The sequence below is a fragment of the Bacillus sp. FSL K6-2839 genome (assembly GCF_038003365.1).
Lineage (GTDB): Bacteria > Bacillota > Bacilli > Bacillales > Bacillaceae > Bacillus.
The window spans coordinates 81,716-100,087 of the sequence record NZ_JBBOOZ010000002.1; the positions used below are offsets into that span (position 1 = coordinate 81,716).

Here is an 18,372-nt window from a genome sequence, read left to right on the forward strand (position 1 = left end):
GCTTGTTAAAATCTACAAATCAACGAATCATTCGCGCAACAATGGATTTATTAACTGAAAAGGGCTATCAAAAAACCACAACCAAAGAAATAGCCACAAAAGCGAATGTCAGTGAAGCGACTATTTTCCGCAACTTTAAAAACAAACGCGGCGTCATTACTGCCATTATGAAAATGAAATCGACACCGACGAAAACCTTAGAAGCAGAATTTAAAGGCGATTTATACACCGATTTAAAGTTTCTCGGTTCCTATTTCCTTGAAGATTTAACTTCAAAAAAAGAATTTATTTATATCAGCATGCGAGAACCGGCTATGTTTAAAGATTTGACCAGTCATGAAAAAATTTATCCTCAAGAACTAAGGGAAATGCTGATACAATATTTCAAAAAGATGAGTGCTCAGCATCATGTCTTAAAAGGAAAAGAAGACATTTATGCAGACATTTTCATTAGTACGTATTTCGGTTTTTTTATTCAGCAGCTAGAGCAAGACTTTCAACTCGTTTTAACACAAAAAGATGATTTTATTGAGACATACACACACATTTTCATGAGAGGAATTTCTCCCGCTTAAAGGGTGGAATTCTTCTTTTTTACAAAAGGTGGTATACACATTGAGGTTACAAAAAGAGAGCTTGATCATCTATTCTTTGTTACTTGGAGCTATACTAGTTCCGGTCAACTCAACGATGATCGCAGTCGCTCTATCATCCATATCAACTTATTATGATCAATCCATTTCAAACATTACTTGGGTTGTCACGATTTATCTTATTGTCATGGCGGTCACTCAGCCTATCGCTGGTAAGTTAGGAGATATATACGGACACCGCCGCATGTATTTAACCGGAGTAACACTCTTTTTAATCGGCTCGATTGGCTGTGCTTTAGCACCTAATCTAGCATTTCTCATCATCTTTCGATCCATTCAAGCAGCTGGCGGGGCTATTTTAACACCGAATAGCATTGCATTGATTCGTGCAACAGTATCACCCGAAAAACTGTCTAAAACAATGGGTTACTTTGGATTTGGTGCTGGTATTGGTGCTGCACTTGGGCCTTTTATTGGATCGATTCTCATTCAGAGTTTTGATTGGCATTCCATATTCTTAGTGAATATCCCTTTTCTGTTTCTTACACTTGTCACCGGTATTTTACTCATTCCAAACATAAAGCATACACGCCTACAAGCAAGGGTAGATATCATCGGTTCATTGTATTTAACCATCGGAATTGCCACAATCATTCTATGCACAAAAAGCCAGTTACTAAATGAATATCTAATTTATGGTATTTTAGCATTGATTGTGATTCCTTTATTCTTTAAACATGTACGGAAAGTAAAGAATCCGATCATCGATTTGTCCCTATTTAAAAACAGTTCATTTACAAATGCGAATCTGTCGATCATGCTAAGTAATTTTGTCATGTACGCCATCCTTCTTATTATGCCGCTGTTTATGGAACAACAACTTGCCCTTTCTCATACACAAGGCGGTATGATTCTATCGGTATTTTCGCTTTGTATGTCTCTTAGCGGTTTGCTAGGGGCTAGACTTCATCCGAAAAAAGGCGCGAAAAAAATGATTCGCTTTTCATTTCTCTGCCTCACTTTATCAGGCATCATGTTAATTACACTGAGTCAGTACCCCACCTTACCACTGCTAATCGTGACACTAGTCGCAGGTGGAATTTCATCAGGGATTGGTATGACCAGTATGCAGATGGCTTCTTTAACAGCTGTTGATCAAAGCTTATCTGGTTCAGCATCTGGTATTTTCTCTACCTTTCGATATTTTGGCAGTATCATTTCGTCGACTTTGATTGGTATCATGAGTGGTTTCCAATCATTATTTATTGTATTAATGGGTGCAGGAATCCTTGGTTTCCTTTTATCTCAACGCGTCAAAACAAAATCCACCTCTCCATCATCGGGGCATTCCGCCTAATGACTTCCTGCGCTCTATGTTGATTTAGAGCGGGGGAGTTTTCATCATTTGTATCACTGTAAGCTATAGCGGGCACAGTAATCAAATATTGAAAATCCTTTTTTAAAGATGAAAAAAAGCCATATGACTAGACAAAAAAGGAACTTTCGATCGAAATTGTCCCCGTTCACCCACCTAAAAACTGTTTTTCATCTCTTCCAGTACTGATAACTTCGATTTTTTTTCACAATTTTTGTGGTATGCTTTTTGAAAATATAGGACACAAAGGAGCGGAAGAATGGAACGTGCAAAATATGTTTTGATCTGTTTGTCAGCTCTAATATTATTCCTGTCAGGCTGTGGCAAAGACCAGCAATTTAATCCACCTGGCAGTTCTCAATCGATCGCGGTCATCTCTCAATTAAAAAAAGCTTCCTTTTCAATAGTTGATTTACAAAAGAATAAAATGATCTCTTCCGTTGATTTAAAACATCCGCTCACTGATCTTATCCAAATCAACAAAGACGTCATCATTGCAACAAGTAAAGAAGGAGAATCGCTTATCGAAATTAATTTAAAAAAAGGTACAGCAACAGATTATATGAATGTGAATAAAGGGCTGACTTCTCTTACATATGATGCAGCTTCTCACACCTTAATTGCAGCGGATACACAGAAAAATGTCGTTTATTTTATTGATACGCAGCGTAAAAAAATAAAAGCAACTGTGAAGACCGGAAAGTTACCTTCTTCTATGACACTTTCTTCTTCAGGTACTTTATTTGTTTTAAATGCAGAAAGTCATACTGTCTCCGTCATAGATATTGAGAAGCAAAAACATATACGTACGTTCTCTGTACTTGAACGGCCTTCTGGTATTCATTTTGATGGAAAGTCCATTTGGGTCGGTGGACACGGTAAACAAGGTACCTTAAATAAAAGCATTTTTTCTTACGACCCAAAAACAGGTAAAAAGCAGCGAGAAATGAAACTAGGCGTTATGCCCGTTGCATTCTTTTCAGAGAAAAATTCTTCTACTTTATATGTACTTTGTCATGGAGATCATACGCTGTACAAAGTAGATACAGAGACAAATAAGCAGCTTGCTTCTGTTGAAACTGGTCAAAACCCGAATTATATCACCGCTGATACCACATCAATATATGTGAGTAACTTAGATGACAATTCAGTATCAATTATCGATAAACATACATTCATGATGAAAAATCGACTGAATGTCCCATCAGGACCTTATGCTATCGTGTTGGAGGAAAAGAAATGAAAGAACAAATGCATATTTTAATCGTAGACGATGAGTTCGATATGCTTGAGTTAATCGGATCCTTTTTAAAGAGACAAGGCTTTCACATCATCACAGCTAATAATGGAATGGATGCCTTACGTCAGCTTGAAAAGGAACCCATTGACCTTGTTGTACTGGATATCATGATGCCTGATATGGATGGATTTGAAGTCTGCCAGCGTATTCGGCAAACATCTCAAATCCCCATTTTATTCTTAACAGCTAGAAGTTATGAGGAGGATCGAATTAGAGGTCTAGAAATTGGTGCGGATGACTACATCATGAAGCCTTTCAGTCTACGTGAGCTTGCAGCAAGAATTGAAACAACCTTGAGACGAATTAGAGGTCTTTCGCTAAAGCGCAGCCGAATACAGATTGGCGACATGGAGATTGATCAGGATGGCAGACAAGTCTATATCCATCAGGAGCCCATTAATTTAACTAGAAGAGAATTCGATTTACTCATGTTTCTTTTACTCAATCAAGGCCAAGTGTTTTCACGAGAACAGCTCTATCAAAAATTGTGGGAATCACATTCCACGAGCGGCTCTTTACGAACAGTTGATACACATATCAAAACGCTGCGACTGAAATTAAAGGGAGCGGAACGGCATATTAAAACCGTTTGGGGTGTCGGCTATAAGTTTGAGGAGGAAGAATGAAGCCTTTATCGATTAAAAAGAAAGTGCTCTTCTTAATCCTTGTAGTGACCGGAATCGTTGCTGCCTCAGCTCTTGCCCTTACCTATTACTTATACCAGCACTTATATATTGATAAACAGATCGATTCCTTAAGTTTACAAGGTAAAAAGCTGGCACAAATCTATCATAAACACGGGAAAGATACGTATTTTACCGATAGAATAAAATGGGCAAACGACTCAAGTCAGGCGAACATTATTTTTACAGATGACCCAATGGAGCTTTCAAGTGGTCTTCCTTTTGATACGAACACAAATGATAATCTCATTACGTTCAAGGAACGCCAAAAGCTCCTTCAAGGGGAAACCGTCGTGCTGATTAGAGAACACTCACAGTTTCATCAAGATATTCTTGGCATCGCCATCCCTGTTTTCTCAAGCAAAGATGAGCTATCGGGGACAATTTTTCTATCCATGCCCTTATCGGATGTGTATGAACCCTTTGTCCAAATCAGATTGACACTTGGCATATCCATTTTATTGATCCTGCTCCTGATTTTCTTTATCGGATATAAAAGCTCCAATAAAGTCGTGCGGACAATTAATCAAATGAAAGAAATTGCTATGGAAATGGAATCTGGTGATTTTTCAAAACGTATGATAGTGACCAAAAACGGAGATGAGTTAAACCAGCTGAGCCGCTCCTTTAACAAACTGTCTTCTACCCTTGAAAAAGTTGAGCAGCACCGCAGGGAATTTCTTGCGAATGTCTCTCACGAACTTCGGACTCCGCTAAGTTATATGAAAGGATATGCTGAAGGAATTGAAGAAGGGATCATTGATCAAAAAAAAGGAATGCACATCATCCAGGATGAGGCCGCACGTTTAAGCCGGCTTGTGCACGATCTTTTAGACCTTGCGCAGCTAGAAGGTGATTCTTATCCACTAACGATGGAGCCAATTGTCTTTGCACAGCTGATTCATGACGTTCTTGATCAAATGGCATTTATCGCTAATCAAAAAGGCATTTATCTGAAACGAACACTTGATGAGGATTGTATTGTGTATGGCGATAGCGATCGGCTGCAACAAGTGGTTCGTAATTTACTGGACAATGCCATTCATTACACTCCCTCTGGAAAATCGATCTCGATTGAATTACTAGTTCACCAGCATATGGCTGAATTGAGAGTGACAGATGAGGGCAACGGCATTCCAAAAGAAGACCTTCCACATGTTTCTGAGCGATTTTACCGAGTAAATAAGGCACGTACGAGAAAAGATGGCGGCTCCGGTCTTGGACTAGCCATTGTCTATCAAATCATGAAAAAACATCATGGCACGTTCGATATTCAATCTGAGCCAGGATGCAGTACGACAGCCATCATTCAGCTGCCAAATACTCCGATCGATGAAGACCTGCCTACGACATAACAAATTCGATTTTAAAGGTAGGGTCATTCGCTTGATCCATATATACGCATCAGTCGTCTAAATTCGAACAGCTATTTTCAGCCCCTTTTTGATCATCTACTTTTATGCATCAATTCCTTTCAAAAGGAGAGTCGATTGCTTCAGTTCAAACAATAAAACTACATTAAAAAAGCGTGCCAGACCTTCTTCAAAAGTCCTGCACGCTTTTAAATTAAACAACTGTTTCAAACCGCTTTCTATTGATGAAGAAAGAAAGAGTGATGATGAGATAGATACCCATTGTGACCAAGGTTTGGACGATCGGAGTTGTTGATACTACGCCAATAAAAATGGCAATGATCGCAATGACAGAAAACCATGTCGTGAAAGGATACAGCTTGACGCGATATCCTCCTGGTGCTGTTACGCTTCGAGACTTTAGATGCCCGACAGCAATAATAAACCAGATGAATAAGACTGTGTAGCTTAAAGATCCCATTAAATAATTAAAGGTTTGACTTCCTACAAAAAGAGAGATTAATACGGCTGCATACAAAGTAGATGTACATACTAGAATCGCTCTGACTGGCACCTGCTGTTTCGACAGCTTAGAAAAACCCTTCCATACACGGCCATCCATCGCCTGTGTAAATAGTACCCTTGAAGAAGCATACAGACCAGAGTTCATAGAAGACAAGATCGCTAGTAAAATAATCCCGTTCATGATATCACTTGCATATGGCACACCAATCGTTGCAAACACCGTGACGAATGGACTCACTTGCTCATTGTTTACTTGATTCCAAGGAATCAAGCTGACGATGATGAAGAACGGAAGTACATAAAAACCGATGATTCGTACAAATGTACTTTGAATGGCCTTTGGGATGACTTTTTCAGGGTTTTTTGTTTCTGCTAATGTGACCCCAATCATTTCAGTTCCCCCATATGAATACACGACCACCAGCATTGCCGCAATTAAGCCGCCCGTTCCATTCGGGAAAAATCCCCCGTGGTCGGTTAAGTTGGATAATCCCGGTGCTGCATGCTGTCCAAATGAGACAAACAGCATCGTTAACCCAATAATAATAAATAAAAGAATGACAGCAATTTTTATAGAAGCTAACCAGTACTCTGTCTCAGCAAACATTTTGACTGAACAAACATTGATCAATGTCACAACAAGTGAAATGATTAACACAAGTGTCCATATTGGTACTTGCGGGAACCAGTACTGAATAAAGATTGCAGACACGATCGCTTCTGCTGCAATGTTCAGCACCCACATTTTCCAATAGATCCAGTCTAAGAAATAGGCGGGGTATTTGCCTAACACAGGTTCAATTAAATCACGAAATGTTCTAGCGCCAGGTCGTGCAACCGTCATTTCGGCAAGTCCTTGCATAATAAATAATAAAATAAGACCACCAATCATATATGCCAAAATGACAGCAGGACCCGCGATATCAATGGCAGAACTGCTTCCTTTAAACAGACCAGCACCGATGGCACCGCCAAGTGCGAGCATCATGATATGCCTTGACGTCATTGTTCGTTTTAACTGCACATGTTCCTTTTCCATTTTCTATAGCTCCTTTAAAATTGAATCTTCAGACAAATATAAGATAAAAGCATATAAAAAGGCCAGTCATCTCCTTGAAGAGACGACTGACCTTGCAACCGCGTTACCACTCTTATTGATTCAGACATAGCTGAATCCAACTTGAAACCCGATAACGGAGGTCACACGTAAAGACTTACTATTCATTCAGTCTTGCCGCTCCTTGAGCGAGTTCAATGATTCGTTTTACTGCGTTGCACCACCCCGCAGCTCTCTTAGAAAACGGATATTCATTTACTATTCTCAAGTCAAAGCGTTTTATAGTCAATTTGTCTATTTATCAAAGATTTTATTTTTTAAATATACTGACTAACCACGCAATTGTCAACAGCCTTTTTCAGACATTTTCTTTTAACGAATCCAAACGGCTACTTCATCCATCGGACGACGCGTTTTGCCGCGCTTTGGCTCAATGACTCGATACCCAAAGGCTGCCATGACAGAGATGTCGTACTGACCATCTTCAAGTAATTCTTCTTCCTCAAGAATACGATGAATCTCATCGTAGCTGAATCCCTCAACAGGGCATGAATCAATGCCGATTTGTGCAGCGGCTGTCATCATATTTCCAAGGGCAATATACGTTTGTTTGGAAGCCCAATCGAAGAGCGTACGGTCATTTTCCATCAAATGAAGATCATTCTCTTGGAATTCTTTGTAGCGTTCTTTTACCATTTCAAACGTTTCGTCTGTCATTCCCTTGATTTCCTTGTTGATGTATTCTGCATATGCTGAATCATACCGGGCGTCTGTTCTTGCCAAAATGATCACAAAATGGCTGGCAGTTGGAAGCTGCTTTTGCGCACCCCATGTATATTCTTTTAATTTCTCTCTAAATGCTTCATTTTGAACGACGAGAAATTTCCAAGGCTCAAATCCGACAGAGCTTGGGGAAAGTCTTCCTGTTTCTAAAATGAACGCAAAGTCATCTTCTGGAATCTTTTTCGTCGGGTCAAACTCTTTTGTCGCATGACGGAATTCATACGCCTCAATGATTTCTTTTTTTAATTGCTCTTTGTCTCGCATGGTATTCATCCTTTCTAGTGAACGATTAGGGTGAGAAGTTTCATCAATCCAATTTCTTTCCATTCCCATATAGAAATTGTTATGATAATAAAACAAACAGCCCGAATGTGTGATGTGATATCTCTATGGTAAAAGAAAAGCTTCCATTGATTCAAGTACGCACATTTTTGTTCGTTAGGTACAATCATGTTCGTTTATCACCCATTTCGTCTTAGAAAGGAGTGTAAAGATGAGTGCACCATCCAATCCAGTCAGTATTGTCAATCATGGCTGTCCCGTTTCAACCACAACGAGTGTAATAGGAGGAAAATGGAAAGGAGTGATCCTTTATCATTTGACTTGCGGTCCAAAACGATACAACGAATTACGCCGGCTTCTGCCAAGGATTTCTCAGCGTGTTCTCACGCTTCAATTGCGCGAGCTAGAACAAGACGGCGTTGTTCACAGAAAAGTCTATGAGGAGGTCCCTCCTCGTGTCGAATATTCACTCACTTCTCTTGGAGATACTTTAAAACCCATCATCTTCGCTATGCGTGAATGGGGCGAATCCTATGGAAAAGAAGCTCGCCCAAAAGAAAAAAGCTGCCATCTCTAGCAGCTTTTTTTATGATGAAATCGCCGTTGATTCTTGCTGTGGATCATCCTTCACAAACAGGATGCCAAGCTGATGATGCTCACCTTCATAAGAAGCGCGTTTCTCAAACCTTGTCTGACCATTCAAGCCAATGATCTCAAGCTTTGTCAGAGCACGATTGGTTTGAAGGGCTTCGTAAAATTCCGAAACGGTTTTGACTTCAATTCCATTCACCTTTGTAATGACTTCTCCGATCTCAAGCTTTAAATCAGCTGCCGGTGTATTCGGAATGATTCCCAGCACCATCAGCCCTTGATTACGCTTAGAGAAGTAGAATGGAGCCGCATTGTCATTGACTCTCTGTTTCCATGAGAGGAAAGCTCTTCCGACAATCGCTATCAATACAGCTCCCCATGCAATCGGCTCAAACCAAATACTTGCAGCACCTAGTAAAGCAACAGCGAGTCCAAGCATAAGAATACGCCGTGCCGTAATTTGAATGCTCACAATTGGCAGTGATCCTTGAATCCGCTGCCCGAAACCGATGATGTATGGAATCAAAATAAATGAAAAGCTTTGATCGTGTACTTGAAGCACCGGCCACCATGGCAGAGAAGAAGTAAATTCACCTGCCGGCATCAGCAAAACAAGCGGTAAAAGCCACAGGCGGTTTGCCCGCTGCTGGCCAATCAAAAGTCCTCTCGCACTCATCACCATTGCAGGCGATGTTCGTAAATGTGCCGTTCGATAGGCTAGAATCCCCTCGGTCATTAATAAAAGACCTAGCAAAATAACAACGGCTGATGCATTCATCATTGAGAGCTGCGGCAGCCAAGAATGGCTCACTTGGACATACATTAGTCCAAGTGCCGCAATAAAACTGAAACCGAGTGTGTATGCAGACGAAAGCGCACTCGCCTTAAAGAATAAAGAGCAAACGATGGTCATCGCTGCAATCAGCACGATGAATCCAGGCGGGAGGGCAATCCCTAAGCCTACTGAAATGACGGATAGGCAAATCCCTAGAATCCATCCCTTTGAATATGTAAATTTAAGTTCATCGTATACATCTTCTATTCTTGTTTGAAACGCTTTTCTCTCCCGCTTTACGCGGATGTAGCCATGTAACAGGCTGATTAATATCATGAAATAAAAAAGAGGGTGGATCAAAAACAGACCGACCGCTTTTAATCCAGCTCCCATCCACTCCGAGCTCATTATCGTTCACCGCCCAAGTCAAGCATTTTCTCTTATTCTATCAAATAAATCGATGCTTGACACCAGGTTTATTTCTCCTGATTCATCCAAAGTGTGACATTCGACAGTGAAAAATCTTTTAAGTAGTGATTGACATCTACATCTAGTATGCCACCGAGCAGCTGCATCGACCTCTTGATGTCGGTTAAGTTTATACCAAGTCTCTTATGATTATCCATTAAATAATTGAAGTATATCTCAGCACAGTCTTCATCGATTTCGTCGACTGATTCTACCGTTGTGTAATTGACCAAGTACCTGCTTAACAGCATGAGCAGACTTAATGCCTTTGTAGCGGAAAACGTCACATCTTTCGTACGACTCTTAAGCTCCTCTACCAACTCGTAATATTTTTTCTCTCTCACAATACTTGCCCTTTTCAATTGTGTACCCCCATTTACTAGTTCTTTTAAGAAAAGCGCAAACCTCGGTACAGCTTAATGCTCAAGCTGAATATCCGCAAAAAATAAAATATTTAAAATGAGTGCTACTTTATATTGTAAGAATTATTTATGTAACATACAACTTTCAAAAGTTTCATTTTCATGACATGTTTAAATCAACAGAAAGTCTCTTATATAAATATGTTATCGGGTAAAATCGAAGGAATGTTATGTTTTTTGTAAAATAAATGAATATATTTCTCGATATAATTTATTTTTAAGAATAAACTATTACATGTTCGTGACACTTATGAACCAAAAAAAAGAGGCATTTATTCGCCTCTTTATTTTTTAAGATATAGTGCTTTTAGTGCAGTCTGCAGTTGAAGATCATTTTTCTCATAGGATTTCACTTCATCCACCATTTTGTTCATCATTTTCGCTGTCTTCAGATCAATCACACCTGATTTATCGAGATTGTATGTGCTTTGGAAGGCTAGAACCGCCTTTTTCGTTTCTTCATCAAAGTAGCCGTCTACTCTGCCGGGGTCGAATGACAATCCCTTTAACAGCGTCTGTGCTTGTCTCACTTCTTCATTGTTCATATCCAGCTGAAGCGGTTCTTTCAGTTGAAGTGGGCCTACGGTAAAGTAATCTGGCTGATGAATCGCAATTGTTGGTACGACACCTTTTTTGTGAATCCAATTCCCTTTTGGCGTGAGCCATTTATACAGCGTTAATTTAATGTTACTGCCGTCACCCATTGGAACCGCCTGCTGCACAGTGCCTTTCCCAAAGGAGACATCACCGACGACTTCATATTTTCCGGCTTCTTTCATAGCACCAGCAAGTATTTCAGAAGCGGATGCACTGCCTTTATCGATTAAGACATTAACTGGGTAAGGCTTCTGTTCTTTCCGTTTTGAAAAATATCGTTTCCTGTCGCCGTTCCGTTCTGCAATTTGAATATAAGGCTGATCCTTCGTAATAAAATGCTTCAAAATGTCTTCTACACTTTGCAGATAGCCGCCAGGGTTCCCTCTCACATCCAGCACAAGACCTTCTATGCCCTTTTTCTCGAGTTGTTTCAGGCTTGACGTGAAATCCTTCGCAGTATCTTCAGAAAAGCTAGAGATCGCGATATAGCCCGTTTTATGACCATTTACCTCTTTCACAGAAGAAGTCACGGTTTCAAGCGGAATTTCTTCTCGTTTGATATGGAATGTTAACTCTTTTTCAATCCCATTTCGTCTGATTTTCAGAGCGACAGATGTTCCTTTTTTTCCTCTGATTTTCAGTACAGCATCGTTTAAGCTTTTATCTTTCATTGGCTCACCATCAATGCTGATGATTTCATCTTTGGGCTTTAGACCTGCTTTTGCCGCAGGGGATTTTTTAAAGGCAGAGACGATAATGATTTTTCCTTCATCCATTCCCACTTCTGCCCCAATTCCCTCAAAAGAAGAATCAAGCGAATCAGAAAATTGCTTGGCGGTTTGCTTGTCCATGTATACTGAATACGGATCATTTAAAGTTGAAAGCATTCCTTGAATGGCGCCTTCAAGCAGCTTTTGGCGATCCACTTCCTCTACATATTCATTCGATATCAGGTCATAGGCTTTCTCGATTTTCTCCATCCCATTCTCTTTCGCCTTATCACTTGATTGAGCTTGTCCAGCCATTGCAGCAGTTACTTGCGGTGACTCCGCATGAGTTCCCTCTTTATGCGTCATCACCCCTGCACTTATTAATAGAACGACACTTGCCATAATAGATGCGATTTGTTTTTTCATATTTGGCCTCCTTCTTCAACTCTTCCTGATGACCTGAGTTATTATATGCCAGAAGAAGGGATTTCATGTAAAGACATTCTCCCGCGAAGGCTTGACTAATCATTTCATTAGGTGTAATTTTTATTTTGTTATGATCGAGAAGGAGTCTTCGCTATGTATATTATATTGACGATGCTTTTATTAGGAATTTTATTAGGATTTGTAGGAGCAGGCGGGGCTGGTTTTGTCATCGCATTGCTTACGTTAATTTTTGATATCCCTATCCATACCGCACTCGGGACGTCTTTAGCCGCAATGGCATTTACGACGTTATCAGGTGCATACAGCCACTACCGGGAAGGGAATATTCAGCTGAAATCTGGTTTGATTGTCGGAGCTTTGGCTTGTGTTGCTTCTTTTGCAGGAGCTAAGGTTGCTCCTTTTATTCCAGAAGAAAGTCTGCACTATTTAACAGCTGGAATGCTCTTTTTATCCGCTGTGTTTATGATGATCAAATTATTTGTTCTTAAGGAAGACACTGAGCATCAGCCGCTTTCTTCACGTCAGCTGCTCATAAGGGGTATTATTTTAGGACTTGTATCCGGATTGCTGTCAGGTATGTTTGGTATCGGGTCTGCACCATTTATTCAAGTAGGACTTTTGATTTTACTGAGACTTTCCATTCGACAGGCAGTTGGCACGACAATGCTTGTCATTATTCCAATTTCCATCGGTGGTGGAATTGGATACATTACAGAGGGCTATGTTGATTTTATCTTGCTGATTCAAATTTTAATCGGAACAGTATTAGGGGCATTTATTGGCGCAAAATTCACACGCCTTGCACCGAAGCTCTTATTGAAATCGGCTGTACTGTTAACACCTATTATTGCCGGTTTACTGCTGTTATTTTAATTTCATTTAGAATAAAAAAGGCCGATAACATAATGTTATCGGCTTTTTGATTAGCGGATATATTGCGCTGGATTGACTGCATTTGATTTAGCGCCATTCCATAATCCTTTATGAATTTCAAAGTGGAGATGCTGACCATGTGATTGGCCTGTATTCCCCATATATCCAAGGAATTGTCCTTGCTCGACTCTCTGCCCTGTGGACACACTTCTTGTAGACAGGTGGGCATATACCGTTTGATAGGTCTGTCCATTGATATTATGCGTAATGAATATCACATTCCCGTAGCTCGATGAGTAGCTTGAGTTCGTGACTGTTCCAGATGCAGCTGCGACGACAGATACTGTGCCTTTTGCTGCAATATCTAAACCGTAGTGCTGTCCGCCTGAACGTCCGCCAAAGCCAGATGAGAATCGGCCAGCAGCTGGTTTAATAAAGCCGGAGCTGCTTGCTGGTGTATCAGATACTTGATCCGAGCCGCCGCTTTGAGGTGCAGGTGCACTTTTTTCAGCAGCTGCTTGTTCTGCTCTCTTCGCTTCTTCCTTTTGGCGGCGTGCTTCCTCAGACTTCACAGCCGCTTTTTGGTTCGCTAGAATTTCTTGTTCATTTTCAAGTTTGCCTAATTCATCATGGGCATGGTTCTTTTTATCTGTTACATCCCCTAAGATTTTCTCTTTTTCTTTTTGCTGTTTAGACAAATCCTTTTTCAGCTCTTCTAGCTCTTTCAGAGATGTTTCAAGTCCATTTAGCTGATTATTTAGCTCTGCTTCTTTTTGCTCCACCAGCTTTAAATCATTTTCATGTTCTGTAATCATGTCTTTGTCTGCTTCGACAATGGTTGTGACAGCTCCAACACGACCGACAAAATCACTAAAGCTGCGAGCACCCAGCAGCACATCTAAATAGTTGATCGTACCGCCGCTTTTTTGCATCGAACGAATTCGATATTTGAATATAGCTTTTCTTTTTTCAATTCGATCATTGATGACTTGAATGTCTTTTTTTAGTTTCTTGATCTCTTGCTTCGTTTGTTTGACTTCTTTTTCTTTTTCAGCGACTTTTTCAGTTGCAGCACTTACCTTGTGGTCAATCTTTTCAATTTCTTTTTTGAGCTTGGATTCTTTCTTTTCAAGCTTAGCCAGCTCTGATTTCTTTTTCTTCAAAGTTGATTCAGTCTTTGATGTTTTCTCTTCGATTTGTTGACGTTTTTGATCTAGGTCTTCGTATGCGAATGCACGATTCTCGTTCCCTGGAATGTATAGCCACGTTGTTCCAATAAACGCTGCCATTCCAGCCATCATCAGCTTTCTTTTCAAAACGATATTCCCCTCCTATGACAACTGCCTGCATGAAGAGTCGACCGGATGAATCGGTTCAACCGGTCACACCTTCTATCAAATTCTCGAGTGCTGCCATCATAAATAGATTTATACTTTTAAGAATTTACGGATGGACGTCAAGCTTCCCCATACACCAATGATTGCACCGATCAATAGAAGGACCAGTGAAACTTGATAGACAAACGGGTTATATGGAAGCATGGAAATAAATGAGCCTTGTACTCTCGGTGCCACCCAGCCCACTGCATATTGATATGTGCCAAGCAATAGAGCGATTGGTATAATAGAACCAAATACACCAAGCAGTAATCCTTCAATAAAGAATGGCCAGCGGATAAACCAGTTCGTTGCACCTACGAGCTTCATAATCTCGATTTCTTTACGTCTAGCAAAAATCGTAATTTTGATCGTATTAGAGATCAAGAACATGGCTGTAAATAAAAGACCAATAATGAGCGCAATTCCTACATTTCGCGCCACTCCGACCACATTAAAGAGTCGGCTGACTTCTTCTTTTCCATAGGTTACTTTATACGTACCCTTTAAGTTTTCTAATTTCTTCGCTACTTTTGGTGTATCGTGTGGATCTGATGTTTTCACAATAAACGCATCGTTTAATGGGTTTTCTTGATCAACAAGTCCCATGGATTGTCCATTTTCACCAAAGCTTTTAATCAGCGCTTTTAGTTCGTCATCTTTAGATGAGTACTTCACATCACTGATTTCAGGAATCTTCTCAATTTCTGCTTTTAATTCATCCTGCTGCTTTTGATTCGCCGTTAATTCGATTAACACTTTTACTTCTACTTCTTTTTCAGCGTTCGATGCCATGTTATTCAAGTTGAGCATAATCACAAGAAAAACCCCAACTAAAATCAATGTGACAGTGACCGCACTAATTGATGCAAATGTCATCCACGTGTTTCTTCCAAGTGAACGGAAGCTCTCACGTAAATGCCGCGAGAGAGTTTTAATCATAAATGCCGTACTCCCCTCTTGCTTCGTCACGCACAATCATTCCATCTTCGATTGCGATGACACGTTTCTTCATGCTGTTTACAATTTCTTTGTTGTGTGTCGCCATGACGACTGTTGTTCCGCGGTTATTAATCTCTTCGAGTGTCTTCATGATTTCCAAAGATGTGTCTGGATCAAGGTTTCCTGTCGGCTCATCTGCAATGACAACCTCAGGACTATTCACGATCGAGCGAGCGATAGATACACGCTGCTGTTCACCGCCAGACAGCTGGTCAGGAAATTGTCGTGCTTTGTGCTTGAGCTGGACCAAATCAAGTACATCCAGCACTTTTTTCTTAATGATATGAGGCTGTTCCCCAATGACTTCAAGAGCAAATGCCACATTCTCAAACACCGTGAGGGTTGGAAGTAGTTTGAAATCTTGGAATACTACGCCAATTTCTCTTCTTACGTAAGGAATTTCTTTTTCCTTAATTGAGGCTAAATCTCTACTATTAATTAAGATTTTCCCTTTGGTTGGCTTCTCTTCACGATACATCATTTTGATGAAAGTGGATTTACCAGCACCACTGGGACCAACAACATACACAAACTCTCCTGGGTGGATAGAGACATTGATTCCATTGATCGCCTTTACACCGTTAGGATAGATCTTGTAGACTTCCTTCATTTCAATCATGTAATCACCTAATCTTTTCTTATTGCTGACTAACAGCTTATCATGATGTTTTGACACTTATCGTCAAAAAACGTTATGTATGGTCACGCACATACCCTTCGATACGTACAAGCAATTTATGTCCTTTTCATCCAAAAAGATGAAAAAAATGAATCGTCTAAATTTCAACAACTCCAATTATACGTCATGAATCGACGCAATGGTATTACATTTATATTTCAAAACTTATAGTTAAAAGGTAAAAGGAACAATTAAAACCGATAAACATGTCTTTCTACCCTTATTTTTTTAATAAAATTTAATATAATACGTTTTCATACTATTCAAAAATCTTTTTCTACATATAAAAACAAAAAAACCTTGTCAATTAGACAAAGGTTTTATTTTTTCTCTGCAAGCCATTTTGCCACTTCTTTTGCTTGCTTCTCATCTACCATTCCGCTTGGCATAGAGCCTTTACCATTCTGTGCAATATCTGCGATTTGGCTTTCATTATATTTCTTCCCTACTTCTTTCAGGCTTGGTCCGCCTCCACCAGATAGGTCTTTCCCATGACAGCCAATACAGTTTTGCTGATAAATTTCCTCACCACTGCTCACAGTTGAAGCACTTTTGCTGCCTTCTTTGTCACTGCTGCTTGAATTTCCTCCACAACTCGCAAGAACAAGAAGCATCACTGCAAACAGCATCATTAATCCGCTTTTTTTCATCAATTTCCCTCCCTTACAATCATTTGGTCAACGCTATTATATCCTTGTTTACGCCCTTTTAAAACCCTCACCAAGCACCTCTTTTGCATCCATTACGATGACAAATGCTGATGCATCGATTGCTTTCACCACTTGTTTCAACTTTGTGAATTGTGACTGCCCAACGACACACATCAGAATTGGACGGTCATGGTCAGTATATCCACCGACTGCTGAGATCTTTGTGACACCACGGTCAATTTGATCAAATACTGCCTGCCTGACCTCATCCTCATGCCCTGTAATGATCATCGCCATTTTCGAATGACTGAAGCCGGCCTGTACGACATCAATCGTTTTACTTGAAATAAACACACCAATGACAGCGTACAGTCCCTCTTCAATCCCAAAAGCAGTCATCGCAGCCAGGACAATTAGGCCATCCATCATCGCTAAACAGGTGCCAAGCGTGAGGCCTGTATATTTATTGATGATTTTGGCAGCGAGCGCCGTTCCACCTGTTGATCCATTTCCAAGGAACACGAGTCCTATTCCGATCCCAATCACCACTCCGCCAAAAATGGCTGCTAAGAGCGCTTCATGTGTCACAGGTGCAATATGTCTTGTGACAAACACCATCAAAGGTAAAAAAATAGAGCCAACGAGCGTTTTCACGCCAAATGTCCCGCCTAATAAATAAAAACCAGCGATAAACAGCGGAATATTGAGTCCCCATTGCACATACGCCGCCTCAAAGCCGAATGATTGCATAATCGTACTAATACCGCTCACTCCACCTGCAGCAATCTGATTCGGTAATAATAACGTATTAAATCCAATCGCCACAATGGCTGATCCGATTAAAATGAACAAGTAATTTTTCGCTTCAATCCATAATTGTGAATGTCCCTGCTTCATGTCTTTCTTCCTCCGTTACTTCTGAATGCACACCTATTTTAAGCCCTCCTAAAACGAATGTAAATAACAGCCAAATGCAGTGCTAATGGATTAATACTTTATCACACAAACGGATCAGCGTACTTGCCGTTTGGCATAGGAGCAAATGATGGTATATTTAATATGTACATGAGAAAGAAGGGACATGCGATGAAGAAAATCCTGAAGATAACAGGCATGACATTACTTGCACTGATCATCTTGGCTTTTGGTGCTTTCTATACATGGAGCCGCTTTACATACGGACCATCCGCCGCATTAAAAAAGCAAGTGAACATCGAGCAAGTGGAACATAAAAACGATGTGTATACATTTGCATCAGCAAAAAGCGATACTGGTATTATTCTCTATCCCGGGGCAAAGGTGGAACCAATTGCGTACACCTATATTGGGAATGAACTGATGAAAAAAGGTTATTCTGTCTTTATCCCTGACATGCCATTTTCGTTTGCGATTTTTAATACAAACAAAGCACACGATATTATGAAAGTTCATCAAACGATCAAACACTGGTATATTGGCGGTCATTCATTAGGCGGAACAGCTGCCGCTATGTTTGCAGAAAAAAACCAGCGCAAGCTCGACGGTCTCTTTTTCTTTGCGTCTTATCCAGCATCAGATAACTTGAAATCATCGTCCTTGAACGTACTCTCTATATCAGGTGAAAAGGATGGGCTTGCGACACAAGAGAAAATCAAGAAATCGAAAACAAATCTGCCGTCTCAAACCGTTTACCATGAAATAAAAGGCGGGAACCATGCTCAGTTTGGCATGTACGGCAAACAAAAAGGTGATCAGCCTGCGGACATTCCAGCCCTCACGCAGCAAAAGGATATCATTCAGACCATGCTTGAATGGCTAAAACCAGGAAAAAAGCTCCCGTAATAGGAGCTTTT

The 18,372-nt window shown here is 40.3% G+C and carries 18 protein-coding genes and 1 other annotated feature; of the genes, 8 read left to right on the forward strand and 10 right to left on the reverse strand.

Going from position 1 to position 18,372, the window contains the following annotated elements:
* The first annotated feature begins 2 nt into the window (after window positions 1-2).
* The 5 genes from MHH26_RS14545 to MHH26_RS14565 all read left to right on the forward strand — a co-directional run bounded on the left by MHH26_RS14545 (window position 3) and on the right by MHH26_RS14565 (window position 5,306).
* Window positions 3-575 (forward strand): TetR/AcrR family transcriptional regulator, encoded by a 573-nt coding sequence (locus MHH26_RS14545; protein ID WP_307500316.1) that lies wholly within the window; start codon window positions 3-5, stop codon window positions 573-575.
* A 40-nt stretch (window positions 576-615) separates the two neighbouring features.
* Window positions 616-1,950 (forward strand): MFS transporter, encoded by a 1,335-nt coding sequence (locus MHH26_RS14550; protein WP_340973882.1) that lies wholly within the window; start codon window positions 616-618, stop codon window positions 1,948-1,950.
* Between the two features lie 277 nt (window positions 1,951-2,227).
* Window positions 2,228-3,211, forward strand: a complete 984-nt coding sequence (locus MHH26_RS14555) for a YncE family protein (RefSeq protein ID WP_307500319.1) — start codon at window positions 2,228-2,230, stop codon at window positions 3,209-3,211.
* Window positions 3,208-3,894: a response regulator transcription factor gene (locus MHH26_RS14560; protein WP_340973884.1), complete on the forward strand. Its 687-nt coding sequence runs from the start codon at window positions 3,208-3,210 to the stop codon at window positions 3,892-3,894. Before MHH26_RS14555 ends, MHH26_RS14560 begins: the two co-directional genes overlap by 4 nt.
* Window positions 3,891-5,306 carry a HAMP domain-containing sensor histidine kinase gene (locus MHH26_RS14565; RefSeq protein WP_307500320.1) on the forward strand — a complete coding sequence of 472 codons (1,416 nt, stop codon included), beginning with the start codon at window positions 3,891-3,893 and terminating at the stop codon, window positions 5,304-5,306. Before MHH26_RS14560 ends, MHH26_RS14565 begins: the two co-directional genes overlap by 4 nt.
* A 211-nt stretch (window positions 5,307-5,517) precedes the next feature.
* Here MHH26_RS14565 and MHH26_RS14570 read toward each other — a convergent pair whose 3' ends face one another.
* Together MHH26_RS14570 and MHH26_RS14575 are read right to left on the reverse strand one after the other, a co-directional pair.
* Window positions 5,518-6,867 carry an amino acid permease gene (locus tag MHH26_RS14570; protein ID WP_034660121.1) on the reverse strand — a complete coding sequence of 450 codons (1,350 nt, stop codon included), beginning with the start codon at window positions 6,865-6,867 and terminating at the stop codon, window positions 5,518-5,520.
* Window positions 6,868-6,942: 75 nt separating this feature from the next.
* Window positions 6,943-7,167 (reverse strand) — a binding site (T-box leader).
* A 90-nt stretch (window positions 7,168-7,257) separates the two neighbouring features.
* Entirely contained in the window at window positions 7,258-7,932 is a 675-nt protein-coding gene (locus MHH26_RS14575; protein WP_106038160.1) for an NAD(P)H-dependent oxidoreductase, read from the reverse strand.
* A 229-nt stretch (window positions 7,933-8,161) separates the two neighbouring features.
* Here MHH26_RS14575 and MHH26_RS14580 point away from each other — a divergent pair, with 229 nt between their 5' ends.
* Complete coding sequence (locus tag MHH26_RS14580; RefSeq protein WP_034660123.1) at window positions 8,162-8,527, forward strand: winged helix-turn-helix transcriptional regulator; 366 nt, start codon at window positions 8,162-8,164, stop codon at window positions 8,525-8,527.
* Between the two features lie 9 nt (window positions 8,528-8,536).
* On the opposite strand, the gene MHH26_RS14585 is transcribed toward MHH26_RS14580, so the two are convergent.
* From MHH26_RS14585 to ctpB, 3 genes are all read right to left on the reverse strand, one after another.
* Window positions 8,537-9,724 (reverse strand): PDZ domain-containing protein, encoded by a 1,188-nt coding sequence (locus tag MHH26_RS14585; protein ID WP_340973887.1) that lies wholly within the window; start codon window positions 9,722-9,724, stop codon window positions 8,537-8,539.
* Window positions 9,725-9,792: 68 nt separating this feature from the next.
* A complete protein-coding gene (locus tag MHH26_RS14590) occupies window positions 9,793-10,146 on the reverse strand; it encodes a swarming motility protein SwrAA (RefSeq protein ID WP_007500014.1) in 354 nt (117 codons plus the stop codon).
* Between the two features lie 344 nt (window positions 10,147-10,490).
* Window positions 10,491-11,939 carry a carboxy-terminal processing protease CtpB gene (gene ctpB, locus MHH26_RS14595; RefSeq protein ID WP_340973889.1) on the reverse strand — a complete coding sequence of 483 codons (1,449 nt, stop codon included), beginning with the start codon at window positions 11,937-11,939 and terminating at the stop codon, window positions 10,491-10,493.
* Between the two features lie 153 nt (window positions 11,940-12,092).
* On the opposite strand from ctpB, the gene MHH26_RS14600 reads away from it, so the two are divergent.
* Window positions 12,093-12,833, forward strand: a complete 741-nt coding sequence (locus MHH26_RS14600) for a sulfite exporter TauE/SafE family protein (protein ID WP_034660126.1) — start codon at window positions 12,093-12,095, stop codon at window positions 12,831-12,833.
* A 50-nt stretch (window positions 12,834-12,883) separates the two neighbouring features.
* On the opposite strand, the gene MHH26_RS14605 is transcribed toward MHH26_RS14600, so the two are convergent.
* From MHH26_RS14605 to MHH26_RS14625, 5 genes are all read right to left on the reverse strand, one after another.
* Window positions 12,884-14,149 carry a murein hydrolase activator EnvC family protein gene (locus MHH26_RS14605; RefSeq protein WP_340973891.1) on the reverse strand — a complete coding sequence of 422 codons (1,266 nt, stop codon included), beginning with the start codon at window positions 14,147-14,149 and terminating at the stop codon, window positions 12,884-12,886.
* A gap of 111 nt (window positions 14,150-14,260) precedes the next feature.
* Entirely contained in the window at window positions 14,261-15,151 is an 891-nt protein-coding gene (ftsX, locus tag MHH26_RS14610; protein ID WP_034660128.1) for a permease-like cell division protein FtsX, read from the reverse strand.
* Window positions 15,144-15,830, reverse strand: a complete 687-nt coding sequence (gene ftsE / locus MHH26_RS14615) for a cell division ATP-binding protein FtsE (protein WP_034660129.1) — start codon at window positions 15,828-15,830, stop codon at window positions 15,144-15,146. Before ftsE ends, ftsX begins: the two co-directional genes overlap by 8 nt.
* A 380-nt stretch (window positions 15,831-16,210) precedes the next feature.
* Window positions 16,211-16,540: a cytochrome c551 gene (cccB, locus tag MHH26_RS14620; protein WP_340973893.1), complete on the reverse strand. Its 330-nt coding sequence runs from the start codon at window positions 16,538-16,540 to the stop codon at window positions 16,211-16,213.
* Between the two features lie 48 nt (window positions 16,541-16,588).
* Window positions 16,589-17,437 (reverse strand): YitT family protein, encoded by an 849-nt coding sequence (locus tag MHH26_RS14625; RefSeq protein WP_106030556.1) that lies wholly within the window; start codon window positions 17,435-17,437, stop codon window positions 16,589-16,591.
* 189 nt (window positions 17,438-17,626) lie between these two features.
* Between MHH26_RS14625 and MHH26_RS14630 the strand changes: the two genes are divergently transcribed.
* Window positions 17,627-18,361: an alpha/beta family hydrolase gene (locus tag MHH26_RS14630; RefSeq protein WP_307500326.1), complete on the forward strand. Its 735-nt coding sequence runs from the start codon at window positions 17,627-17,629 to the stop codon at window positions 18,359-18,361.
* The last annotated feature ends 11 nt before the right edge of the window (window positions 18,362-18,372 follow it).